At 67.1% G+C, this 23,835-nt stretch carries 21 protein-coding genes and 1 pseudogene; 7 read left to right on the forward strand and 15 right to left on the reverse strand.

What is annotated here, in order from left to right:
* Positions 1–2: 2 nt before the first annotated feature.
* A complete protein-coding gene (locus NIBR502771_RS03420; protein WP_141158483.1) occupies positions 3–941 on the reverse strand; it encodes an SDR family NAD(P)-dependent oxidoreductase in 939 nt (312 codons plus the stop codon).
* A 130-nt stretch (positions 942–1,071) separates the two neighbouring features.
* Between NIBR502771_RS03420 and NIBR502771_RS03425 the strand changes: the two genes are divergently transcribed.
* The 3 genes from NIBR502771_RS03425 (at position 1,072) to NIBR502771_RS03435 (ending at position 3,632) form a co-directional block, all read left to right on the forward strand.
* Entirely contained in the window at positions 1,072–1,539 is a 468-nt protein-coding gene (locus NIBR502771_RS03425; RefSeq protein WP_141158484.1) for a MarR family winged helix-turn-helix transcriptional regulator, read from the forward strand.
* A 443-nt stretch (positions 1,540–1,982) separates the two neighbouring features.
* Entirely contained in the window at positions 1,983–2,861 is an 879-nt protein-coding gene (locus tag NIBR502771_RS03430; protein WP_141158485.1) for a hypothetical protein, read from the forward strand.
* Between the two features lie 156 nt (positions 2,862–3,017).
* Positions 3,018–3,632 (forward strand): DUF1349 domain-containing protein, encoded by a 615-nt coding sequence (locus NIBR502771_RS03435; RefSeq protein WP_371706617.1) that lies wholly within the window; start codon positions 3,018–3,020, stop codon positions 3,630–3,632.
* A 16-nt stretch (positions 3,633–3,648) separates the two neighbouring features.
* Here the strand turns inward: NIBR502771_RS03435 and NIBR502771_RS03440 are convergent, their stop codons facing one another.
* From NIBR502771_RS03440 to NIBR502771_RS03450, 4 genes and pseudogenes are all read right to left on the reverse strand, one after another.
* The gene (locus NIBR502771_RS03440) at positions 3,649–4,116 is read right to left on the reverse strand and encodes a DUF3237 domain-containing protein (protein ID WP_141158487.1); all 468 of its coding nucleotides are present in this window, start codon (positions 4,114–4,116) and stop codon (positions 3,649–3,651) included.
* Positions 4,113–4,637, reverse strand: coding sequence for a CocE/NonD family hydrolase (locus NIBR502771_RS20920; RefSeq protein WP_246839797.1), 525 nt, complete (start codon positions 4,635–4,637; stop codon positions 4,113–4,115). Before NIBR502771_RS20920 ends, NIBR502771_RS03440 begins: the two co-directional genes overlap by 4 nt.
* A gap of 65 nt (positions 4,638–4,702) precedes the next feature.
* Positions 4,703–5,815: pseudogene (locus tag NIBR502771_RS20925) on the reverse strand (CocE/NonD family hydrolase); the annotation flags it as partial.
* 80 nt (positions 5,816–5,895) lie between these two features.
* Positions 5,896–7,263: an MFS transporter gene (locus NIBR502771_RS03450; RefSeq protein WP_141158488.1), complete on the reverse strand. Its 1,368-nt coding sequence runs from the start codon at positions 7,261–7,263 to the stop codon at positions 5,896–5,898.
* A 168-nt stretch (positions 7,264–7,431) separates the two neighbouring features.
* Between NIBR502771_RS03450 and NIBR502771_RS03455 the strand changes: the two genes are divergently transcribed.
* Positions 7,432–8,367 carry a PaaX family transcriptional regulator C-terminal domain-containing protein gene (locus NIBR502771_RS03455; RefSeq protein WP_246839798.1) on the forward strand — a complete coding sequence of 312 codons (936 nt, stop codon included), beginning with the start codon at positions 7,432–7,434 and terminating at the stop codon, positions 8,365–8,367.
* 100 nt (positions 8,368–8,467) lie between these two features.
* A complete protein-coding gene (locus NIBR502771_RS03460) occupies positions 8,468–9,214 on the forward strand; it encodes a FadR/GntR family transcriptional regulator (RefSeq protein WP_141158490.1) in 747 nt (248 codons plus the stop codon).
* A gap of 14 nt (positions 9,215–9,228) precedes the next feature.
* Here the strand turns inward: NIBR502771_RS03460 and NIBR502771_RS03465 are convergent, their stop codons facing one another.
* The 3 genes from NIBR502771_RS03465 to NIBR502771_RS03475 are packed head-to-tail and all read right to left on the reverse strand — an operon-like array spanning position 9,229 to position 13,891.
* Positions 9,229–10,194, reverse strand: a complete 966-nt coding sequence (locus NIBR502771_RS03465; RefSeq protein ID WP_141158491.1) for an alpha/beta hydrolase — start codon at positions 10,192–10,194, stop codon at positions 9,229–9,231.
* Positions 10,191–11,183, reverse strand: a complete 993-nt coding sequence (locus NIBR502771_RS03470) for an alpha/beta hydrolase (protein ID WP_141158492.1) — start codon at positions 11,181–11,183, stop codon at positions 10,191–10,193. The genes NIBR502771_RS03465 and NIBR502771_RS03470 overlap by 4 nt, the downstream gene beginning before the upstream one ends.
* A complete protein-coding gene (locus NIBR502771_RS03475; protein ID WP_141158493.1) occupies positions 11,180–13,891 on the reverse strand; it encodes an alpha-L-rhamnosidase in 2,712 nt (903 codons plus the stop codon). The genes NIBR502771_RS03470 and NIBR502771_RS03475 overlap by 4 nt, the downstream gene beginning before the upstream one ends.
* A gap of 159 nt (positions 13,892–14,050) precedes the next feature.
* Here NIBR502771_RS03475 and NIBR502771_RS03480 point away from each other — a divergent pair, with 159 nt between their 5' ends.
* On the forward strand, positions 14,051–14,881 hold the full coding sequence (locus NIBR502771_RS03480; RefSeq protein WP_141158494.1) for an IclR family transcriptional regulator: 831 nt from the start codon (positions 14,051–14,053) through the stop codon (positions 14,879–14,881).
* Between the two features lie 6 nt (positions 14,882–14,887).
* Here the strand turns inward: NIBR502771_RS03480 and NIBR502771_RS03485 are convergent, their stop codons facing one another.
* Both NIBR502771_RS03485 and NIBR502771_RS03490 read right to left on the reverse strand, forming a co-directional pair.
* Complete coding sequence (locus NIBR502771_RS03485; RefSeq protein ID WP_141158495.1) at positions 14,888–16,039, reverse strand: cation:proton antiporter; 1,152 nt, start codon at positions 16,037–16,039, stop codon at positions 14,888–14,890.
* A 140-nt stretch (positions 16,040–16,179) separates the two neighbouring features.
* A complete protein-coding gene (locus NIBR502771_RS03490; RefSeq protein ID WP_141158496.1) occupies positions 16,180–17,103 on the reverse strand; it encodes a LysR family transcriptional regulator in 924 nt (307 codons plus the stop codon).
* A 101-nt stretch (positions 17,104–17,204) separates the two neighbouring features.
* Between NIBR502771_RS03490 and NIBR502771_RS03495 the strand changes: the two genes are divergently transcribed.
* A complete protein-coding gene (locus NIBR502771_RS03495; RefSeq protein ID WP_141158497.1) occupies positions 17,205–17,471 on the forward strand; it encodes a hypothetical protein in 267 nt (88 codons plus the stop codon).
* A gap of 4 nt (positions 17,472–17,475) precedes the next feature.
* Here NIBR502771_RS03495 and NIBR502771_RS03500 read toward each other — a convergent pair whose 3' ends face one another.
* From NIBR502771_RS03500 to NIBR502771_RS03520, 5 genes are all read right to left on the reverse strand, one after another.
* Entirely contained in the window at positions 17,476–18,963 is a 1,488-nt protein-coding gene (locus NIBR502771_RS03500; RefSeq protein WP_141158498.1) for a glycoside hydrolase family 43 protein, read from the reverse strand.
* A gap of 79 nt (positions 18,964–19,042) precedes the next feature.
* Positions 19,043–19,510: a phage tail protein gene (locus NIBR502771_RS03505; RefSeq protein ID WP_141158499.1), complete on the reverse strand. Its 468-nt coding sequence runs from the start codon at positions 19,508–19,510 to the stop codon at positions 19,043–19,045.
* A gap of 76 nt (positions 19,511–19,586) precedes the next feature.
* Positions 19,587–20,537: a glycoside hydrolase family 43 protein gene (locus tag NIBR502771_RS03510; protein ID WP_246839799.1), complete on the reverse strand. Its 951-nt coding sequence runs from the start codon at positions 20,535–20,537 to the stop codon at positions 19,587–19,589.
* The gene (locus NIBR502771_RS03515) at positions 20,537–22,831 is read right to left on the reverse strand and encodes a family 78 glycoside hydrolase catalytic domain (protein WP_141158500.1); all 2,295 of its coding nucleotides are present in this window, start codon (positions 22,829–22,831) and stop codon (positions 20,537–20,539) included. Before NIBR502771_RS03515 ends, NIBR502771_RS03510 begins: the two co-directional genes overlap by 1 nt.
* A 65-nt stretch (positions 22,832–22,896) precedes the next feature.
* Positions 22,897–23,817 carry an MBL fold metallo-hydrolase gene (locus NIBR502771_RS03520; RefSeq protein ID WP_141158501.1) on the reverse strand — a complete coding sequence of 307 codons (921 nt, stop codon included), beginning with the start codon at positions 23,815–23,817 and terminating at the stop codon, positions 22,897–22,899.
* Positions 23,818–23,835: the final 18 nt, after the last annotated feature.

The following is a 23,835-nucleotide window of genomic DNA, read 5'->3' on the forward strand; positions in this document are numbered from 1 at the left end:
GATCAGCGTGCCTGGGCCGGTTCGGGCTGCAGGTCCGCGGGCAGGGGCAGGAATTCCTCGCCGTAGCTTTGCAGCGTTTCCGGGGTGAACAGCTGGCCGGCGTTCTCCAGCAGCGCCTGGTAGCTCCAGCCGCCCTCGCGGTACTCGGTGGTGGCCGCTTCCGGGTGGGTCCAGACCTGCAGCCGGTCACCGCCGGCTCCGATGGCCTGGCCGGTGATGGTGGCGGCCTCGTCGGAGGCGAGGAAGGCAACCAGCCCGGCGACGTCGTCGGCCGTTCCAAAGCCCAGGTCGTGGCGGAAGAAGGACGGCATGGCCTCGCCGCGTTCGTCGGCCTCCACGGCTTTCTGGAAGTAGGGGACGGTCTTGGTCATGGCGGTGGCGGCCACGGGGATGACGCTGTTGACCGTCACGCCGGCCTTCTTCATTTCCAGCGCCCAGGTGCGGACCATGCCCACGATCCCGGCCTTGGCGGCGGCATAGTTGGTCTGGCCGAAGTTCCCGCGCTGCCCGGTGGGCGACCCGATGGTGATGATGCGGCCCTGCACGTTGTTTTCCTTGAAGTACGCGTAGGCCTCCCGGACGCAGGTGAAGGTGCCCTTGAGGTGGACGTTGATGACCACGTCGAAGTCCTCGTCCGTCATCTTCAGCAGGGACTTGTCCCGCAGGATTCCGGCGTTGGTGACCAGGATATCGAGCCGGCCGAACGTGTCGACGGCTCCGACCACCAGCGCCTTGGCAGCATCGGTGGTGCCCACCGGAACGACCACTGCGGTGGCCCGGCCGCCGTCGGCCTCGATCTGCGCGACGGCCTGCGCGGCAGTGTCGGGGTTCACGTCGTTGATGACGACGGCGGCGCCCTGGCGGGCCAGTTCCCTTGCGTAGGCTAGGCCGAGGCCCTGCCCGCTGCCGGTGACGATTGCAACCTTGCCGTTCAAGCTCATGGCCTGCTCCTTCGCATGCGCCGGCCGAAGCCGTTGGGGTGGTCCCACTGCGGTGTGAGATCCTTGTTGAAATCAATGAAATTACGGATCATTGAAAAAGTCAACGATTGTTTTTTACACCGGAGTTGTGATGGCCACCTTGGGCACCGAAGTTCAGACCCCCCGCCTTGCGGCAGCCAGGATCGGCAGTGATGTGGGCCTGCTGCTGGCCAAGCTGCATGCTGCCGGCTCGGTGCTGAACAACAAGGCGTTGGCTGACTTCGGGCTGCGGGAGCGGTCCTTCTCTATCCTGACGCTGGCGTGCAGCGGGCTGGAGCCTACGCAGCGGGAACTGGCGGATTTCCTCAGCCTGGACCCGAGCCAGGTGGTCACCCTCGTGGACGACCTGGAACGCCGCGGCCTGGTGGAACGGGCGCAGGGCAAGCAGGACCGGCGCGCCAAGATCATCGTCTCCACGGCCGAGGGCCGCAGGATGCATACCAAGGCGCGGGCAGCCCTGGACGAGGCCGAGCTGGACCAGCTGGCCGGGCTTTCCGGGGAGGAGTCGCAGGAACTGAAGCGGCTTTTACGCAAAGCCCTCTGGGGCGCGTCCGAATAGGGCGCTGCCGGCCTAGCGGGTCCGTCGCAAGCGTGCTTTTTTGGGTGTCCTATAACTAACGAAGCGTGCAGCGAGTCGAGCGCGGGGTAATGCGACATAGTTACGAGAACCATGTGGCCCCACGAGTAGGGGCAGCTTCGACAACTCGTCCGAGGACCGCTGAGACGTTGCCTGTCACAAGGGTTTCGAGGCAGTCTGAGGCGTAGCGGTTAGGGCACCCTCACCGTGCATGTCAGCGTTCGGGGTAAACGTGCATATCAGGGGTCGGCAACGAAGCTGAGGGATGAATCCATGCCCGGGCTCACATCCGTGAGCATAGCGGCGTAGCAAAAGTACGCCCGCTGAAGGATCGGCTAACGGGCATATCGCAAAACGACATTGTTCCGGTTGCCGATCCTACCTCAGCGCCCTTTTGGTGCCTTGCGACTAACGTTTTGATGATTATGACCGTAGACAGTGCAATCGGGGAACCGGGCCCCAAGAACCTGTCAGAGCTCAGGTGGGCTGGAGATACCCAGCCCGTGTGGTTCCTTGACCTCGTCCAACCGCAGATTGGCGGTGGAAAATTTGATCCAGGAGATCTCCTGCGGATCGAGGCACGCCCTGAAGCGACGGCGCTTCGTATCAGCGGGCTGGACCAGGCTGTGTTTGAGCGACTAGTTTCCAGCTACGGACAACAGTTCACAGCAATTGAGTTCTGGAAGTGCCCCAGAATTGAAGACCTCACCCCGCTTGAGGACCTATCAGGGCTCCGGATGGTCTCGTTCTATTGGAATCAGCGGTCCGCGCGACTATGGAACCTATCCCGTACGCCACACTTGACTGAGTTACGGGTACAGGACTTCACACGCTTTCATCGGCTGGATGACCTCTCGGCCGGACACGCACTAAAGGAACTCATCCTCGGCGACGCGGTATGGAACAAGACCACTTTCGAGACGCTGGAGCCCTTGGCCTCGCTGACGGGATTACTCAGCCTAAGCTTGCTTCCGAAAAGCATCGACGATGGTCGGATCCAGCCTCTTGGTAAACTTACCGACCTCGAAAATCTACAGATACCTTTCAACCTGTTCACGACAGAGCAGATCGCTTGGCTCCGAGCACGGCTGCCTGAAACACTGGAATCGGAAGCATTGAAGGCCATTCTCCCGCTTAGGACACCCTTCGACCTTGCCGGTAAGCCTCGCGACGTTCTCTTGATCGGGAAGCGTAAGCCCTGGCTCAACGCTGAACAGGACGCAGCAAGGATCCACAAGCACGTTTCCAGCTTCGAACAACTCTTGGCCAGCTTTCGAAGCGATCCGAGCCTCGAGCCGAAGTGACAAATCGCGCTAAACGCGAGTACTCCATGAGCCCGCGGCACATCCGACGCTATGGTGTCCGTTCAAGGATCGGTCAACGGGCAATAGCCGTCGTGTTGGATGTGCCGCTGCTTGAATAGGGCTTACGGCCTGAACGATCGACTTAGGAAATCTGACGTGACACAACTGATAAAGGAAGCAAACGATTCCTATTCCTGGGACCGGGGAAGGTGGCGCAACCCGCCGGTGCGTGTCATCGCAGATGGTCGGACTCTGCGGGTAACCGCAGCCGAGAACAGTGATGCGTGGAGGCACACCTCGTACGGCTTCGTCCATGACAGTGCGCATGCCCTGTTGGCACCGCTGCCCGCTGAGGGGGCCGTGGAGGTTTCATTCCTCCTGAATTACACCGAGCAGTTCGACCAGGCGGGAATCTATCTGCACGTTTCGGACTCCGTTTGGATCAAGGCCGGCGTGGAGGTGTCCGACGGGGTTCCCCAGGTTGGGGCCGTCGTAACACGCGGGGTATCCGACTGGTCGGTGGCACCAGTCCCTGAGTGGATCAATCAGGAAGTCACAGTGCGGCTGAGCAGGGCCGGTAACGCCGTCACCATCAGGGCTCGCGCCGGGGATGAGTCTTTCCGGCTCGTCCGCGTTGCTCCTCTGGATGAAACAGTAAATGCCGAGGTCGGCCCATTTTGTGCCTCGCCTACTCGGGCTAACCTCACGACCACCTTCACCCGATGGGTTGAGACCAATGCAGACGCAAACCTGCACCCTGAACACGACTGAAGCCGCAGCACCCGGGTCAGCGAACTATGAAGACGGCGATCTTCACCGAGTCCGGGTAGCGCTCGCCGGTGCCCACCGCGACGATATGGTTCAGCCACCCCCACGCCTCGGAGGCGGTGGAAAACCTCAACGAGCAGCGGAAGTAGATGGCGTCCGGATCCACTGCGTCACCGCGGTTCAGACGGGCGATGTCGGCCGCGGAGCCGTGACGGAGGGCGCTGTTGTGCACGTGGATCAATGCCCCGTCCGCCGCCTTGATGACGTAGCGGGCATCGAGTTCTGTCAGTTCCGGGCTGTGCAGGGTCTGGAAATCCGCGCCGCCGGGCAGCACCGTGCCGCTGAGGGCGGGCCCCGTCAGCGAACCGCCAGTGATCGGTATGATCCGGCGGTGTCCCGTGGGAGCCTGGCCGACGTCAATGGGTGTTTCCACCATGACGTGCAGCTCCGTCAGGAACTCCAGGGGCGGCGGTACACGAGTGCTCACAGCAGGCCAACCGTCAGGCGGCTGGGGTGGGAGGAACCAACATGGATGCGCTGGTTGGCGGTTACGGCAACTCCCGATTCGTAGGCGAGCTTGCCGGTGTTAAGGTTCCGGTCCCAGCGCGGGTGGCAGCTTGAGGTGACCTGTACGCGCAGCCGCTCCCCCGGCGCAAAAGTCAACGCCGTCTCCCAGAGGGAGATGGTGTACTCGTAAACCCGATCCGGCTCGATGGCAGAGGGCGGGCATCCCTCCTTGAACAGCCCGGTTTCCGCGTAGGCGTCGCGCCAGGACGCCCGGACGATGCCGTCGGCAATGCCCAGGGAAACACCGTCCGCCGACACCTTGCAGAGCCGGACAACCCAGTCCGTGTCCACGGCGCTGGATGATGCGAACAACGTTGCGGTGACGGCACCGAAAATGGTGGTGGCCTCGGTGAAGGGCTCCGTGGTGAAGACGGCGACGTCGGCCCGCGCCTCCACGGCGTCCTGCCGTGCCGGTCCCGCAGGAAAGGCGCCGGCCAACATGGTGGCCCCCCGATGGTGGGGACCGCGTCCAGCGGATCGTAGGCGTACTCAACATTTCCGTCCGCACCCGCCTGGTCCAGCAGCTCCCCGCCGGCGGAGAAGAACCACGACCTCTGCCCTGAGGGAACCGGAAGTTCATCAAAGCCGCGCCAGCGGTTCTCGCCCAGGAAGTACACCAGCACCGGGGGGACCGCAGCGATGGCCGCTTCGTCCTCCTTGAGGACGGCGTCGAACCAGGCCGTATGGAGGGACGACAGATCTCCACGGCCATCGACGATGCCGGAGGACGCGGCCGCGCCGAAGTGGATGTCCGGGTACCCGCCGGTGAGGTTGGTGTGCGTCCACGGACCCAGGATGAGGCGGGGTTCCATACCGGGGAAGGTCTTGCTGAGGGCCGCCTGGCGGCGGTACTGGTCCAGCGTGTTGGGGGCGAAGATATCGAACCAGCCGCCGATGTGCAGCGTTGGCAGCGGCACCGCCGCATCGGAAGCGGCATCCCACAACCGGCAGAAATTACTCCCCGGCCCCTCCCCCGCCGACGGAATGACCTCGCTGCGAAGGAAGGTGCCCACCCTGGGCTCCAGGTCCCGCAGCGGCAGGACGCCGTAGCAGGAACCATCAGCAAATCCAGCATCCAGGGCAAGCCATTCCTGGAGCTCTTTCGCGCGCCGCTCGGGATCGTCAGCATGTTCCCGCATCAGTTCATTGAGCGAAATCGAGGCATGGCCCCAGGCCAGGCGGCTGCCCAGCTCATGGGCGCCGCCCCGGTACAGCGCGCCGTTGTTGGCGTTGCCGCCCGCCGAGACCCCCGGGGCCAGGGCCTTTAGCCCGGCCGGGGCGTACCGGGCTGCACGCCACTGGGTTTCCGCGAAGTAGGACCGGCCCCACATGCCCACGCGGCCGTTGGACCACGGAAGGCGCGTGGCCCACTCCACCGTTGTGGCGCCGTCGGACGCTTCATTGACCGAGGGCTCAAACCTGCCGTCCGAGCCGAACCTGCCGCGGCAGTCCTGCATCACCACCACGTACCCGGCCGCCGCAACGGTCAACGGATTGAAGTAGGCCGAGTTGACCGCCAGGTCCCGCCCGTAGGGAGTGCGCGTGAGCAGCACCGGGAAGGTGCTGCCCGGCGCGTCCGGCCGGTAAACGGTGGACCGGAGGATGGTTCCGTCGGTCATGGTTGCTTCAACATCGCCGTCGACGACGACCGGGTAGCGCACGTGCGTGCCTTTCGTTTGGGTGGGGGGTGGCTTGGTGCTCAGGCGGCCTGGACGGGCCGCTTGCCGAGGTCTTCGGTCCTGGTCCGGTAGGTCTCCTTAACCCACACGGCGGTCACGAGGGCGGAGACCAGGCAGCAGGCGGCCGTGAAGACGGCAACGGGCAGCCACCCGTCGGGGCCGGGCTGGACGATGGCGGCGGCAATGGCGGGAGCAAAGCCGGTGACGACCAGGCCCAGCTGGGAGGCAGTGGCTGCTCCGGTGTAGCGGATCCTGGTCTCGAACATTTCCGCGGTCATGGATGGGCCGAGCGGGTTGACCATGCCGTATCCGACGGTCATGAAGAGGATGGCCGTGGCGAAGATCAGCGGGATGGAGCCGGCGCTGATCGACCAGAAGAAGGCAAAGACAGCCCCGGCACAGACGATGTTGCCCGTGATGAACACCGGTTTACGTCCGATCCGGTCGGCCAGGATGCCGGCGTACGGCTGGACGATGATGCCCAGGGCCGCGGTGACGATGGTGACGGTGAGCATGACGGCCGCGGGGACTCCGAGCTTGCCGGCGTAGGCCAGCCCGAAGGCAGCGAACACCGAGGAGACCACGCTCCACAGGCCGAAGAGGATCACCTTGAGGATGGTGGCCCAGTGGTCGCGGAGGACCACCTTGATGGGCAGTTCCTGCTTGTGGTCCTCCTCCTTGGCGGCCTCGAACACTTCCGATTCCGGGAGGCGGAGGCGGATGTACAGGCCCACCGCGACAACCAGGATGCTGGCAAGGAACGGCAGGCGCCATCCCCACGCGAGCAGGTCGTCCTGCGGCAGGAGCGAAACAGCAAGGAATGCCAGCGACGCCAGCATGATGCCTGCCACGGCTCCGGTGTTGACCCAGCTGGCGTAAAAGGCCCGTTTGTGAGTGGGGGCGTGTTCCATGGTCATGGTGACGGCACCGACGGATTCGCCGGCCGCCGAGGCTCCCTGCAGTGCGCGCAGGAGCACCAGCAGGACCGGCGCGGCGGCACCGATGGCGGACACCGGAGGAAGGCAGCCGATCAGGAACGTGGCCACTCCCATGAGGACCAGCGTCAGGACCAGCATCTGCCGGCGCCCGATCCGGTCGCCGAAGTGGCCAATCACGCCGGCAGCCAGGGGCCGCACCACGTAGCCGATACCAATGGTTGCCATGGACAAGACCATCCCGAGGGCGGGATCGATGCCCGGGAAGAAGATCTTGTTGAAGATCAGCGCCGAGGCTGAGCCGTAGATGAAGAAGTCGTAGTACTCGAGGGTGCTGCCGATGAAGCTGGCGACTGCTGCCCGGCGGGCATTCTGCGTGCCCTCTTCGGTGGATGCGGGAAGTGATATGGCGTCCGGGGACAACGGCGTCACCGGGATGGGACCTGCGGTCATTGCGGATCTCCTGGAAATGATGGGTCAGCAGGCGCCTGCTGGGGACTGTGCGTGCCGGCGCGGGATGTGGCCCGGATCACTGGCTAAATGTTATGCGCTTATCAAGACGACCGTCAACAAATATGCAAAGTAAATTTGCTCCGCTTTGCCTGCCTGCGAAGATGGGGTGTGACTTCTGAGCCGCATCCATTCCCAGGCGGGCCCGCCGAACCCCGTGTTGCCGCCGAGGAAGTCAATTTCCCGCGCCCATCGAAAGGCTCGGCGACCCAGCACCTGGTGGTCACGATGCTGGCGGACTATTGGCGCGACTACACCGGGTGGCTGCCCTCCCGGCTGATTGTGTCCCTGGCCGCGGCCCTGGGCCTTAGCTCTTCCGCTGCCTCAACAGCCCTCAGCCGGCTCGCAGGGCGCGCCGTCCTGGAACAGTCGAGTGCGGGGCGCGCTTCCCGGTACAGGTTCACCCCGGAGGCGAGGGCACGCCTGGAGATCGGGGTGAGACAGATCAGTGGCTTCGGCTCCGGGGAACGCCCCTGGGATGGCATGTGGACCGTGGTGGCCTTCAGTGTCCCGGAGCGCTCGCGCGAAGTGCGCGAGCTGCTGCGGAGCCGGCTCAAATGGCTGGGGTTCGCTCCGTTGTATGGGGCGGTGTGGGTTTCCGCGTGGGACACCGCCGACGACCTGGAGGATTCCTGCCGCCACCTGGGGGTGGAGAACTACGTCATCTTCCGCACCGCCGCGGAAGGGCTGCGCGGGCGGCCGTTGTTGGAGGCCTGGGACCTGGACGAAGTACGCCGGCAGTACACCCCCTTCATCAACGCCTACCGCCAGAAAACTGACGCCCTGGCCGGCGAACGCCTCCCGGGGGAAGAGGCCTTTCGGCTGAGGACCGAGGTGATGGACGCCTGGCGGGCGTTCCCCTGGGAGGACCCCGGGCTCCCCCCGGAGCTGCTGCCCCACGATTTCCCCTTGTTCGAAGCGCGCCGCATCCTATTAGCCCTCTACAACCCGTTACTGGAGGATGCCCGTTCCTACGCGGAGGAGGCTGCGGAGAGGCTGGCACCCGAGGCTGCCGGGCACAGCAGGCCCTTCGTACTGGAGGGCTAAGGCTTCCCTGCCACCCCCTTCATGTCTGCCATGTTCCGTGGACAGAGACAAATAAGACAGACAAATACCCGGTCTCTCCGTCCCGCCATATGATTTATTCATGACCATCCCAAAGGCGGCGTTGTCCCCGGACCTGCATTCGTCGCTGGTCGACAACCTGGGGCTTGCCATTGCCGAGGGAACACTGGCACCGAACTCCATCCTGCGGCTGGACGAACTGGAAACCCAGCACAAGGTGTCCCGATCCGTGATCCGGGAGGCCACCCGCGTCCTGTCTTCCATGGGAATGCTCGAGTCCCGCCGGCGCCTGGGCACGGTGGTCCAGCCAGAGGCGAGCTGGAACCTCTACGACCCTCAGGTGATCCGGTGGCGGCTGGCGTCGGCCAAGCGGCTGGAGCAGCTGCGGGCCCTGAATGAATTGCGCGGCGCCATTGAACCGCAGGCCGCCCGCCTGGCCGCTGAACGGGCGTCACTCGATGCAGCCAGCGACCTTGTCTCCATGGCCGCCCGCCTGTGGGCCGTCGGGCAGCGCGGGGACCAGGACGAATTCCTCCGCCTGGACATCGAGTTCCACGCCGCGGTCCTGAACGCCTCGGGCAACCTGATGTTTTCGCAGCTGCACAACCTCGTGGCGGAAGTGCTGGCCGGGCGGACGCAGCACGGACTGATGCCGCATCTGCCGGACCACGAGGCGCTGCAGCTGCACGTGGATGTGGCCAGTGCCATCCAGCACCGCGACCCGGGAGCCGCGCTCGCGGCCATGAGCAGGATCGTGGAGCAGTCCACCGAGGAAATGGGCGACATCTGGTCCAGCAGCCACCAGGAAGAAAGTTCCGGGCAGCCCTGATCCCTTGGCCGCGGCTAAGGCCGGCGCACCGCCGCCAGCTGGCCCGCCAGGAACTCCAGGGCCGCCTGCCCTTCCGGCAGCCCGGCCGTGTGGTTGAGGTGGCCGTGCACGGCGCCCTCGGCCAGGAAATAGGACACCGGAACCCCTGCCCGCTCCAATGCCGAGGCAAACTGCTCGGTTGAGCCGCGGGCGTCGTCGTACTCGCAGGCAAGCAGGGCGGCGGGCGGAAGCCCGGCAGGATCCGCATAGCCGGGCATCGCATAGGACGGCGCCATGCTGACCGGCCCGCCCACGTAGTTCTCCGCCGTCCGGATGCAGTCCTCCAACGTGAACCGCAGGTGCCGCGGCAGCCCGGCCATGGCCTCATCGTCCAGTCCCCCGGCAGGCGCTGGGAGTTCGGCGTCCAGGAAGGGGTAGGCCAGCAGCAGTTTCGCGGGCAGCGGCTTGCCGGCGTCCACGAGGTACAGTGCGGCCCCTACTGCGAGGTTGCCCCCGGCGCCGGCCCCGCCCAGGCAGAGCAGGTCCGGATCCAGGCCGAGGGATCCGGCGTTCTTCCGGGCCCAGAACCACCCTGCCAGGGTGTCATCATGCGGAACGGGAAAGGACACGCCGTTGCGCGCCAGGCGGTAGTCCACGGACAACACCGGCGTCCCCCGGGCAGCGAGCACGCGTGCCAGGTAATCCGATTCGGGGCTGTCAATGCTGCCGCTGACGAAGCCGCCGCCGTGCAGCCACACGAGGCCCGGGCTGCCCGGAGCTCCGGGTTCGCCGTAGATCCGTATGCCTACCGGCCCGTGCCGGCCGTCCGCGGCCACCGTGCGGATGGGCACCACGGGTCCGGGCGAGCGCACGGCGTCCGGGTTGAGGAACTGCGGGCCTTCCGGGGTTGCCAGGTACTCCGCGAACCCGGCGTCAGGCGCCTGGCGGTCGTGCCCCGTGCCGGCGGCCGGGGCGGAGTCTGCACGTTTGGTGGGGGTCATGGTGTGCCCAGCTTCCGTGAGAAGTAGTCGACGGCGGTGGCCAGGATGGTGTCCATCTGGTCCTCCGCACCGAAGAAGCAGTGGTCGCCGCCTTGGATGGTGACCACGTCATGCTCCACGCCGGCCTCCGCGAGTGCCGCGGCCAGCAGGTCGGTCTGCGAATGCGGCACCAGCCCGTCGGAGTCACCGTGGACCAGGAGGAACGGGGCGGCGCCGGCATCCACGTAGCTGACCGGGCTGGCCGCGGCCAGCAGCTCCGGATCATCCGAGCCGCCCACCAGCATGTGTTCGGGCTGCAGGGACATGCCCGGCGGCACGGCGGCGGTCAACGCGTCCGGAAACAGGCCGTCGGGCCGCTGCATGGGCGGGATGTCCACCAGGGAGGAAACACCGTAGAAGTCGACGACGGCGCTGACGCTGCTGGAGCGCCCCTGCACGCCGAGGCCGCCCTCCAGGTCCGGGCGGTTCCCGGTCAGCCCCAGGAGCGCCACCAGGTGCCCGCCGGCGGATTCGCCCCAGGCCCCGAACCGTTCCGGGTCGATGTTGAGGTCTGCGGCGAATTCGCGGAGGTACCGGACGGCGGCCTTGAGGTCGTGCAGCTGCGCCGGGAAGGGTGCTTCCAGGGAGTGCCGGTAGTCGGCCGTGGCGCAGGCGATGCCGGCCTGGTTGAGCAGCCGGAAAACGGAGTCCGGCACAAATGTGGGCGGCAGTTCCCGCCGGTCGCCCAGCTGGAACGCGCCGCCGTGCACCCACAGCACCAGCGGCGTGGGTCCGGCAGCGTTGCGGGGCAGCCAGATGTCCAGCTTCAGCGGCCGGAAGCCGAGTGCGCGGGCGTACGTCACTTCGCGGTGGGCCAGGGAACCGTCGCCCACCCGCTCCGGCCTGCCGGGGGCATCGTAGACCGGGAAGGCCGGAACAGTCCGGCCTCCGGGGCGGGAAACGTCAGGGCGGGACGGGTCGAGTACCCCGGTAGCGTCTTCCACTGTCATAGTGTGCTCCTCATCAGCTCAGGTTGGGTGCTGTCCCCGCCGGGTGCGGCCAGGAAAGTATGGTGTCCGGGCCCGACGACGGCTGCCGGCCGGCCGGGCAGCAGCACCTCGGCGGTGGTGCCGGCGGGGATCGTGGCAGTGAGCGTCAGCACGGCGCCGTCCGCCGGGTCCGTCGACACAGCCCAATGCACTTCGATCAGGCCGTGCGGCCCCTGGTGGGAGGTGGATGCGGAGGTGAGTCCGGCGCCGGGGCGGGGTTCGATGACCACCCGGTCCCAGCCTGCGCTTCCGGGTGCCTGGCGAAGCCCGGCCGTGTACCTGTGCAGGAAGGACACCACGGCGCCCTTGCTGTAATGGTTGAGCGACTGGTGCGGGATGCCGTCGCCGTCGATGCCGTTCCAGAGTTCCCATACTGTGGTGGCGCCGCGGTCCACCATGGCCAGCCACGACGGTTCGGAGTCCTGCATGAGCAGTTCGTAGGCGAGGTCCAGTTCGCCGTTGTCAGCCAGGACGGGCAGCAGATAGGGCGTGGCCAGGAAGCCGGTGCCGAGGTGGGTGCCGGCGCCACGGATCAGTTCCGCCAGCTGCGCGGTGACGGTGGTGCGGTGTACCGGGCTGACAAGGTGGAAGGCAAGGGCGCGGACACAGTTGGCCTGGCTGGCTTGGGTGACATGTCCGGCGGCGTCGAGGTATTCCCTTTCCCAGGCATCCCGGATGCTTGCCGAAAGTTCCGCCAGCGCGGCGGCCTCCCCGGCGAGCCCCAGGATCGAGGCGATGCGTGCCATCAGCTCCGTAGTGTGCCGGTAGTAGGCGGTGGCCACGATGCCGTTGTCCGCGGTGCGGGCGGCAAACAGGTCCGGTTCCGGGCCGTCCGGCTCCATCCATTCGCCGAAGTGGAAGCCCGTGTCCCACAGGTACTTCTCGTGGGCGGCCGGGAACGGCGCCCGCGCTGCGCGGGCTGCATGCCGCCGGGTTTCGGCGGCCGTCCGGACGAAACCGAGCCAGCGCTTCATCGCCTCCCAGTTCTCGGCGAGGATGGCGGCATCGCCGGTGGCCAGATAAGCCTCCCACGGCACCATCACGATCGCGTCGCCCCAGCCGGCCGCGCCGTTGGTGAAGGCCATGAATTCGGCCGAGGTGGCCTCCGGCCCGGGTGACGGCGAGATGTTGGCGATGACGCCGTCCTCCCACTGGTCGGCGCGGACGTCGCGGAGCCACTTCCGGGTAAAGCCGGTGACGTCGTACAGGTACGCGGCGGTGGGGACGAACAGCTGCCAGTCCCCGGTCCAGCCGGCCTTCTCGCGCTGCGGGCAGTCGGTGGGGACCTCGCAGGTGTTCCCCAGGAAGCTCCACTCCACAATCCCGTGGAGCTGGTTCAGCCGCTCATCGCTGCAGCTGAAGGTGCCGATGCGCTCCATGTCCGTCCGGACCACGCAGGCGGTGATGTCCGCCGGTGCCAGGTCCGCGGCGAGGCCCTGCAAGGAGACGTACCGGAAGCCGTGGGTGGTGTGCCGGGGCTCAAAGACTTCGCCCGGGGCCCCGGAAGCGGCGACCGTGTCCACCTGGCCGGCGTCGAGGAAGGCCCCCGGTGAGCGGAAATCATGTGGGCGCAGGTGGTCCCGGGTAACGTCACCGTCCGGACCCAGGGCCTCGCCGTACTCCAGTGCGACGGTTTCGCCCGGCGCCCCCAGTTGGGTAAGGCGGATCCAGCCGTGGAGGTTCTGGCCGAAGTCCACCACCTGGTTGCCGTTTGGCAGGCGGGTGATGGAAACGGGAACCAGTTCCCCGGTCACGCGGGTGGGAGGCGCCAGGGGGCCGGCCAGCTGTGTGAAGCTGCCGGGGCGGACGACGGCGGGACGCACCCCGGGCGCCTTGCCTCCAGTAGGTGTGCTCCCGGCGTCGTGCGCCCGGAAGTCGACCCGCTGGCCCGCCATGAGGTCGGCGCCGGTGATCTCCGTGGCGGACACCAGCCAGGAGCTGTCGGTGCCGATGACCTGCGTGGCGGTCCCGGACCCCACCTCGAGCTGCGCAAGGAAAGCTGTCCGCGTGCCGTACATGTCGGCGTCGCGCGTGTACCCGAAGCTGCCGCGGTACCAGCCGTCGGTGAGGATGGCCCGGATGGTGTTGGCACCCTCGCGGAGCAGGCCGGTGACGTCATAGGCCTGGACCTGGAGGGTGGTGTTGTAGCTGGTGGAACCGGGGGTGAGCTGCTGGTCCCCCACGCGGCGGCCGTTGATGAAGAGTTCGTAGATGCCGTGGGCGGTGGCGTAGGCGCGGGCCTTCTCCGGGGCGGCGTCCAGCGTGAAGGTCTTGGTGAAGGCGTAGCCGGGGCGCTCCCCCGCCCGCGCCATTGCCGGTTCGTCGGCGCCGATCCACTGCGCCGTCCAGTCGGTGGCGTGCAGGAGTCCCAGTTCCACAGGCATGGGCTGTGACCAGCCGGTAGGTGTTTCGTTGCCGGCTTCATCGGTGTTCCAGGTGCGGACGCGCCATTCGAAACGGCTGCGGGAGTCCAGCGCGGGGCCGGTGTACGGGGCGGCGCAAGCGGCTGATTCCTGCCTGCCGGTGTCCCAGCCGTTGCTGGCGGTGATCCGGTACGCAGCCTGGGTGGTGCTGCCGGCGGGCGGCGTCCAGCTGAGCCGGGGTGCACTAACGGTCAAGCCCATGGCTTCCGGCAGGTGTTCGGCCCGAAGCCGGGTTGGGACGGTCATGCGGCAGGACTCCTGGATGCGGTTGCTGGGAGTTCCAGCTTCCTGTCCGGCCACTGGTCCTCTACACAGCTCTTTCAATGGTTGGAATAGTATTGTGGTTCAGCTCACTGCCTTCCCCGTGGGCCACAGGAACTGCCAACGGCGCTAGGAACCACTGCCATGATTGCCACTCCGGAAACGGACACCCCGCCTGCGCGCGGAAAGCGGCCCAAACAGGGCGAACCCGTCATCGACCGCGCGCTGAGCCTGCTCGCCGTCTTCTCGGACCGGCGCCGCGCGCTGACCCTGTCCGAGCTGGCCCGCCACGCGGACATGCCCGCGCCCACTGCGCTGCGCCTGATCGCCCGGTTGGTGGCGTGGGGCGCGTTGGAAAGGCTCGACGACGGCCGGTACGTGGTGGGGGTCCGGCTGTGGGAAGTGGCTTCCCTGTCTCCGCGCGGGCACGGTGTGCGGGAAATTGCGCTTCCCTACCTTGAGGACCTGTTCGAGGTCACCCGGCACCATGTCCTGCTCGCAGTCCGGGACAACGAGCAGGCGGTGCTGATTGAGCGGCTGTCCGGGAAGGACGCCACCGAGGTCGCCTACCGGGTGGGCGGCCGGGCGCCGCTTCGCTCAACGGCCATCGGATTGGTGCTGCTCGCAGGAGCGGACCAGCAGTTCCAGGAGACCATCCTGAAACGCCCTCCGGAGAACGAGCCCGGCGTGCCCGAAATGCCGGAGGGGCAGCTGCGCCGGACACTCTCCGACGTGCGGCGGACCGGCATCGCCATGATCCGCCGGACCGTCCCGTCCCGGACGGTCTCCGTGGCCTCGCCCATCTTCGATGCGCAGGGCACCGTGGTGGCCTCGCTGTCGATTGTGGTTCCGGACGGTGCCACGCCGCCCAACGTCCTTGCCCCGGCGGTCCGTGCCGCCGCCCGCGCGGTGTCCCGGAACATGGGCTTCCAGGCCCAGGCAAGCTCCGGCTTGTGGACCCACTCCCGGGGGTAGAGCGGGCTATTTAGCGGGCGCCGGGGCGTTCCGGGCGAAGGTGCGGGCAGCCCGTGAACCGGCCGCCGCACTTGCCCCGATGGTGATGAGCGCCCCCAGGATCAACGCCGAGGCTTCCCCCGGTTCCAGCAGGTCCAACTGGGAGCCGATGGTGGCAGCGGCAACGGGCACGCCCAGTTGGGATGCGGACAGCACGGCGAGCGGGAGCGGCTGGCCCAGCAGGCGCAGGCTGCCGTGGACCAGGAGGGTGCCGGCCCCGAGGCAGATCCCGAGGAGCACCATGCCCGGCGTGCCGGCCAGCGCACGGAGGTCCAGCGATGCGCCCAGCCACACAAAGAACACCGGCCCCAGGAAACCGTCGCTGACCGCGAAGAGCTGGTGCGCCAGGCGCCGGGGTTCACCCACCGCCGCCACCACCAGTCCGAAGGAGAATCCGGCAAGCATGATGGACACGTGCCCTGCGACGGCAAGCCCGGACAATGCGAAGAGCAGGGCAAGCTGGATCCGCAGTTCCAGGGCGAACTTCCGCTCCTCGGACACGTCGTGCACCCGCCCGCGGGTGCCGCTGCGCTCCAGCCAGCGCAGCAGGAAGAAGAGCAGCACGGAGCAGGCTGCGACGGCGGAGGCCCCCATCGCTGCCCTCGGCGCGTTGGGCGGGTCCACGGCGAGTGGAAGCGCCACGATGCAGGCGATGTCCGCCACCGCCACCTGCGCCGTCGTCGTAAGGACCTTTGGTCCCGTCAGCTGCAGGGAGTCGACGATGGGCAGGACAAGGGCCGCCGAGGAGGAGGCGAGCAGCACTATGTAGAGCGGTGCGTGCCCGGTGCCGAAGGCGAAGGCGATGAGGATTCCGGCGCCGGCCGCGAGGACCGCTGCGATGGCGGCCCGCAGGGCGCCGCCGCCCAGGGCAGGGCGGAGGGCCTTGTCCCGCACCGGCACATGCGTTCCGGCGACGAACATGATGAGGGCGAATCCGACGTCCGCAACGAACGTGAACGTCGGGTCCGAGGAGTCCACCAGGCCCAGGCCGGTTCGGCCGATGGCGATGCCCGCGAGCAGTTGCCCCAGCACCATGGGAAGGTGCCAGGTCCGGGGAAACGCCAGCAGGGGCCCGAGGAGCGCGACGGCGGCAATCAGCGAAAGCTGGAAGAACGACACCTGCCTCCTTTTGCCGGCGCGCCCGGATCACTGGCCGCCGCAGTCATCGGCAGCTCGCCGGCGCCGCGGACGGATTGTGCGCCCACAGTACTCATGCCCCTGCGGGCCGTCAACGGCACCGCAAGGCGCATCAGGGCCGGTCAGGACGCGGACCGCGTGTCGAACGCCGCCGCTGATTCGCGCAGGAGCCGCGCAACGGTGTCCACCGGGGTGCTGGAACGCCGGCGCCCATCGAACCGCCGCAGGACGATGCGCCGCGTCCCCAGCCCGGGAACGTCAAGGATGTCCACCCCTTCATTCGCCACTCCGGCCAGGGCCAGGGTGGGCACAATGGCAACCCCCTCGCCGGCGGCGACCAGCGCGAGCGCCGTGAGGGTCTCCTGGTACTGATGGACCGTCTCTATGGTGGCGCCCGTCGAATGGCGCAGCCGCCCCAGGACCGCGGAGTTGGCGGCCGATGAGTTCACTCCGAGCCAGGGAACCGGCAGCCTGCCGAGGTCAACATTCTCCGTGGTGAGCAGGGCCCCGGAGGGGACCACCAGCCTCCACGGTTCATCCAGCAGTGGTTCCTCGATCATTCCGGCTCCGAGGGAAAGCTGGCCGGCGGTGGTGGAGTCATGTTCCACCACCACGGCGTCGAGCTGGCGCTGCCGGAGCAGCCGCATCAGCGCGGGAAAATCATCCTCCACGATGTGGATCTGGAGTTGTGGATACTGGCTCCGCCACTCGGGCAGCCGGGGAATCACCACGGTGCGGACAAAGCTGGTGAAGCCGCCCAGCCGCACCACGCCTGAAATGTTGGCCCCGCTCTCCATCCGGGTCCGGGCGACGCTGAGGGCGCGTTCAATCTCTTCGCCGGCTTCAGCCATGGCGAGGCCTGCGGGAGTCAGCACTGACCCTTTTGGCGTACGGACCATCAGCGAGTGCCCGGTTTCCCGCTCCAGCTTGGTGATTTGCTGGGACACCGCGGAGGGCGTCAGGCGCAGTTCGTCGGCGGCGGCCAGCACGCCGCCCGTCCGGGCAACAGCGAGAAGCACAAGCAGCCGGCGCGGATCCATATCCATATTAAGCATTTCTAAACCAGGCGTGCAGAAGAATGCAATTGATCTACATGTCTTCAGGCCCCCAGAATTGCCATCAGGCAACGATTCACGAAAGGACACCTATGGAACTCGTATGGGAAATCTCCGGTTGGGCCGGCGCCGCCATGATTCTGACGGCGTTCCTGTCGGTCTCCATGGGCTGGGTGAAGGCCGGCCGGGCGTTCCAAAGCGCAAACCTGCTCGGGGCCGCTGCCTTCATCCTCAACGGCGCCTTCCACGAAGCGTGGCCCTCAGTGGCCACCAACGCCGCGTGGCTCCTCATCTCCGCCGTTTCGCTCCTCCGCATGCGGGGCGCCCGGGGTACCGATGCCGGCGCCGTGGCCGCGTAGCGGGTCAGTCCTTGCCGCGGTAGGAAAGCCGGCGGACCAGGACCTCGCCGTCCACAGCGAAGACGCCGAAGGCCCGGCCGGTGAAGCCCTTGGCGGTCTCGAAAGCCCAATGCCTGCCATCGAGCTCGGTGAGCAGCTCATCGTCCGGGTTGCGGCCGGGCCCGGAGGACCGGACCAGGAGGCGGATCCTGTCGCCGCCCACGGCACCGGCGCTGAAGTCCGACGGCGGCGGGCTGGCCACGATGGCAAGTTCAACGTCTCCGGACGGAACCGTTGTTTCCCAGGTGCGGTCAAAGCCTGCGACGACGGCGCGCGCCGTGATCCGGACAGATCCGCCGTCCTGGGCGGCTTCGATGCCGAACCAGTTGTCCTCGGCGTTCCGCACGGCGATGCCGCCCGCGCCGGCGGCGACGTCAAGCACGGCCCTGAATTCCATCCCGAGGTGGCGCTGGCGTTGGGCCAGGAAACAAGGCCGGCCCGAGCCCATGGTGTTGCCTTCGCCCGTGAGCAGGAGCCCCTTGGAGGTGGGGGCGGAGAACTCCGCCGGTACCCTGCGCACGCCGATCCATTGCGGGTCCTCCAGCCCGGCGCCGTTGCTGAAGTCATACTCACACTCCTCGGGCCGGCCCCCTGTCACACGGGGAAGCCGCGCATGCGGCCAGCCGTCGGCCCAGTCCACTGCGGTCAGGAACGTCTCCCGGCCCAAGGGCGAGAAAGACTTCGCCAGCCCCAGCGGGCGGACGCCGAGCAGGACCATGGCCGTTCCGCCGTCGGGCAGGTCAACGAGGTCTGCGTGCCCGGTGTTCTGGACGGGCGAACCGGTTCCCGCGGCGGTAAGGATGGGATTATGCGGCGCGGATTCGAACGGGCCTTCCGGGTGCCGCGAGCGGGCCACTGTGACGGCGTGGCCGCGGTCCGTTCCGCCTTCCGCGGCCAGCAGGTACCACCAGTCACCGCGCCGGTAGAGGTGCGGTCCTTCGGGTGAGTAAAGTCCGCTGCCGGACCACAGTGCCCGCGGCTGTTCGAGGGCTTCCCCGGTCTCGAGGTCCACCCGGACCTGCTGGATCGCGTCAGGGTGGCGGGCAAAGGTCACGTACGCAGTTCCGTCGTCGTCCCAGGCGAGGTCGGGGTCGATGCCGTCCACCGCTTCGATGACGGTGCCGTCGCTCCACGGGCCGGCCGGGTCGGTGGCCGTGAACACCACGCAGCCCCGCCCGCCGAGGAAGACGGAGACGATCAGGTAGAACAGCCCATCCCGGTAGCGGAGGGTCGGCGCCCACACGCCTCCCGGCGTGGGAACGTTGGCGATCCGTACCTGCTCCTCCCTCGTGGCCACGTGGCCCACCAGTTGCCAGCGTTCCAAGTCCGGGCTGTGATAGACCGGCAGGCCGGGCAGGTATTCGAAGGACGAAGTGACCACGTAGTAGCCCTCCGGGCTGGTGGCGATGCTCGGGTCAGGGTTGAAGCCCGAAAGGATGGGGTTGGAGTTCATTCCGCCATCGTGCCGTGCAGCAGCGTCCGGGGCAGGGCCCGGTTTCAATCGTTGGAAGGCGTTCTTCGGCGCTGCTGCCCTAGTTGTACTGGCCCTTGATCACAAAGTAGGAGCCACGGATGGTGCCGGCAAGCTTGGACTTCTGACGGGCGAACTTGAAGCTGGAGGCCAGTTCTTCAGGCACCTCCATGCCGTCCGAAAGCTTGAAGCCAACCGCCCGCTTGCCACCTTCCTCGAGGCCGTACATGACATTGATGGACAGCCCTGATTCGTAGAAGACGTACGCCATCCGCAGGCCGTCCACCTCGAAGGATGACACCTCCAGGGGCTTGGACGCGATGACCAGGTTCCGCTCCGCGGACAGGATGTTGGTGATGTACTGCAGCGTCTCCGGATCATCTTCCGCCGGGGTGGTGGTGAAGTCGTGGTCGTACTTGTTCTTGTAGTAGCGCGCCTCGTTGGCGCGCAGCCCCGCCAGCGCGTCGGCAACCGGCGACGATTCCAAACCAACAGTCGAGACGTTCTTGAAATCCACGGTGTACGGCATGAGTCCTCCTGGTTTTGTCCTGTGGCACATCGTTGCAGATCAGCGCCCGTGTTGCATCCGGCACCGCAGGCCCGCGTCACAGGATCCGGATACCCGCCCCGCTGACGTCCACTTCGGTCAGTCGCACACGTTCGTCGGGCGTGCTGTTCGGCCAGTGAAAGGCCAGGTAGTCACGGCCGCCGGACGCGCGAAGGACCATGCCGTGGCCGCCGTCGCTGGACCACAGGGGTTCAGGACGTTGGATCCAGGGCCCTGTGACGGTTCCGCTGACCGATTCGGCGAGGCCCATGGCATACCCGTCCTCGCCGTGGCTGGACCACAGCATCAGCAGGGTGCCCCCGGCCCCGCCGATGAGGAACGGGCCATCGGTGAACAACGGGTCCGTGGCAAGGTTGAGCCCCTTTGGTGGTTCCACGCCCTCCGGGAAACGAAGGGGACGGGTCCAGTTGGCCGAGGACGCCGCGAACAAGAGGACCGGCTCTCCAACGGTGCAGCGCAGGTCCGCTGAGAGGTGGACCGCGTACAGTTCCCCGTCCCGGATTCCCGGTCCAGCCGGCGTCCCCTCGGTGCCGCGGCTGTAAACCAGCCAGCGGGCGCCGCCGTCGTCGACATGCAGGGTTCCGTCCAGGCACGGCTGGGTTGGCGGGGTGACCGGCCCGTCGCTCCACGGCTGGTAGGGGCCGGTGGGGTTGTCAGAGGCGAGCACCGCAACACCGCGCGGACGTGCACCGGAGGATGTCGCCAAGGTGGCGAGCATGAAGAACCGTCCGTCCAGGGCATACACCTCCGGCGCCCAGAACTGGGTGTCCGCCCAGAAGCCGGCCGGCGGCCGGAACGCCGCGATGGGGCCTTCCCAGTGCTCCAGGTCGCGGCTGGTGTAGCAGTCAAAGCCGGTGGCGGGGCCGCCCCACACGTTCTCATCGCTGGTTCCGAACAAGACGAACTCACCGGGAGCGGCCTCCAGGATGAACGGGTCCCGCATCCGGATCCCGTCGAGGCGCAGGTGCTGGACCGCTTGGTGGCCCATCAGCGGCTCGCCTGGTAATCGAGCACAGGTGCCGGTGCGCAGGCAAAGTGGTACTCGCCGCCCTCAACCGTGTGCCGCTCGCCGTCCGGAAGCACGACGTCGGCCGCCACCCCGGCAGGGACGGTTGCCTCCAGACGGAACGCACCGCCGTCGAGCGTCCATTCCACCCGGACCTCACCGTGCGGGGTCTTCAGGGACGTCCTGGCCCAGCTGATCCCCTCCCCCGGCTGCGGCTGAATCAGTACGCGCGCGTAGCCGGGTTCGGCCGGCCGGATGCCCCCAATGGCCTTGTGCATCCAGTCCGCCACCGCACCCAGGGCGTAGTGGTTGAAGCTGGTCATTTCGCCGAGGTTGATGGTGCCGTCCGGGAGCATGGAATCCCAGCGTTCCCAGACGGTGGTGGCACCCATGGTCACCGGGTACAACCAGGACGGGCAGCCCTGCTCCAGCAACAGGCGGTAGGCCTCGTCCACATGGCCGGTGTCGGTGAGCGCGTGGGTGATGAACGGCGTTCCCGCGAACCCGGTGGACACCCGGTAGTTATTGTCCCGCACCAGTTCCGCCAGGCGGTTGCCTGCGAACCCGCGGAGTTCCGGCGTCTCCAGCACATCGAAGGCAATGGCCAGCGCGTACACGGTGGTGCAGTCGCTGCGGATGGTGCCGCTGGCCGCCACGTAGTGCTCGGCGAAGGCGTTCCGCACCCGGGCGGCGAGCGCCTCGAAGTGTGCCTCGTCGTCGTGCTTTCCCAGGAGTCCGGCCGTTCGCGCGGTGAGGCGCGCGGTGCGGTACATGCAGGCGGTGGCCACCACGCCGGTGTCCGCCTTGGCCGCCCATGGCTGGTCCGGCGCGGCGTCCGGGTCCAGCCAGTCGCCGAACTGGAAGCCGGAGTCCCACAGGCCCGTGGGCGAGAGCAGCCCCTCCACCCGGCGGGTGTGCGAGGCCATCGACTCGTACTGGTTCCGCAGCACGCTGAGGTCCCCGTAGGCCTCCCAGAGTGCCCATGGCACCCACACGGAGGCTTCACTCCACAGGGCGGACGATTCCGGAGCCGGGAATTCGGGCGGCTGCGGGCAGTATTTCAGGGCATCGGGCACGGTGATGGGCACCAGACCGTTCGCGGCCTTCTGCTCGGCGGCAAGGTCCAGGAGCCAGTCCTGCAGGAAGCCCTTGACGTCGTACAGATACGCCGCAGTGGGGGCGAACACGGCGATGTCGCCAGTCCAGCCCAGCCGTTCGTCGCGCTGCGGGCAGTCAGTGGGCAGGTCCAGGAAGTTGCCGCGCAGGCCCCAGACGATGTTGCGGTGCAGCTGGTTCACCAGCTCGTTGGAGCATTCGAAGGTGCCGGTGCGTTCCAGGTCGGAGTGGACCACCACGGCCTCAACGTCATCCGCGGTCAGTGTTCCCGGCCAGCCGGCGATCTCGGCGTAGCGGAAGCCATGGAAGGTCTTGGTGGGCTCGAAGGAGTCCAGGCCGCCGGAGAGGATGAAAGTGTCCGTGGCCTTGGCTGACCGCAGGGGCCGGACGCCCAGCTCTCCGGCTTCGAGGACCTCGGCGTGCCGCACGGTGATGGCCTGCCCGGCCTCGCCCTGCACGGTAAACCGGAGCCAGCCCACCAGGTTCTGGCCGAAGTCCACCAGGGTACGGCCGGAGGGAGACGTGAAGATTTCCACGGGACGCACGACGCCGGCCCGAACCACGGGCGGGCCGACCGGCTCAGCAAGCCGGTCGGCGTCGAACGCCAGCTCCCGTACGCCGGTCCAGTCAGCGCCCGGCACATAGCCGGGCTCCGCCCACCCCTTGTGAAGGCGGCGGGCGTCGATGGTCTGGCCGTCGTAGAGGTCGTTAGACGTGGTGGCGGACGGGCCTGCCTGCCAGGAGGCATCGGAGGCGATCGACTGCACGTGGCCGTCCGCGAACTCGATGTCCAACTGGCCGAAGAATCCCAGCTCACTGCCGTAGAGGTTGGCCATGCCGTGCCAGGCCAGCCGGCCGCGGTACCAGCCGTTGCCCAGTTCCACGCCCAGCACGCTGGTGGGCGTCACCAGGGTTGTGACGTCATAGCTGCGGTACCGGAGCCGCCACTCATAGGCGCTCCAACCCGGGCTCAGGACGTCGTCCCCCACTTGCGTGCCGTTGATGCAGGCCTCGTAGATGCCGAAGGCGGTGGCCCGCAGCATCGCCTTGACCACGCCGCCGTGGCCCTCCTCAAGCCGGAATTCCTTGCGGAGGCGCGGGGCACCGTCGAAGTCCTGCCCGGGCGAAATCATGGCAGCGAGCCAAGGAGTGGAAGTCATGGAATGAGGGGTCCGTTCTGTATAGCGGGTTACAGGCGTGCAGGCAGTGACAGCAGGGCGGTGGGCTAAAGGGGTATAACGTCCAGTGCATTCGGGGCGAAAATTTCCCCCTCGTAGCCCACGGCTTCGGCCGCGGGAACCGCCAGCGCAAGCCAGGTGGACGGCGGTTGCGCAACAGGCGTGTAGTGGCTGAAGACCAGCTTCTTGGCTTGCGCAGCAAGGGCTACGGCAGGCAGGTCGAGGACGCTGGAGTGTGCCTCGAACAGATGCTTCTTCAGCTCCTCTCCACGCGGGAAGGGAAGTTCGGCTGCGATACGCTCAATGGCGCTGTTGTCCTGCGTTTCGTGGACGAGCACATCACACCCCTTGGCGATGGCGGCAAGATTAGCGTCATGGGCGGCCGTGTCACCGGAAAACACCACCACCTTGCCGGTGCCCTTGACCGTAAACCGGTAGGCATAGGCGTTCGCCACTTCCGGGCCATGGAACACCCTGGTGGCATCTACACGGACGTTGGCGTCTTCCATGACGGGGACGACTGCCCTGTCCGGGGGCACCTCGATGTCATGGCCATCAGGTGCCATGAAGGCACCGAAACCGCCGCCGGACTCGAAAAGGGCAATCTCGTCCTCAAAGCCGGCGAGAAGATTTGTTGCTTTTTGCTTGGTTCCTGGTGGACCCCAGATATCCACCGGCGGCAGGGGCGGGCGTGCTGTCCACCCGTGCAGCAGGAGTCCCGGCAGCCCGGAAGTGTGGTCCAGGTGGTGGTGCGTGATGAACACGTTGCGAATGCCGGCGAATCCCAGTCCCGCCCTGACGAGCTGTCGGGACGTATCAAGCCCGCAGTCCACCAGATACACCGCGTCATTGACCACCAGCGCCAAGGCGGGTTTGGCTTCGTCAGGACCCACAACGGGACCGCCGTTGACTCCCAGCATGACGATCCTGTCGGTGGATCCAGCCGGCCGCTGTCGTTGCTCTGTCATCAGGGCTCCACTTCTGTG

This window comes from Pseudarthrobacter sp. NIBRBAC000502771 (genome assembly GCF_006517215.1).
Taxonomy (GTDB): Bacteria; Actinomycetota; Actinomycetes; order Actinomycetales; family Micrococcaceae; genus Arthrobacter; species Arthrobacter niigatensis.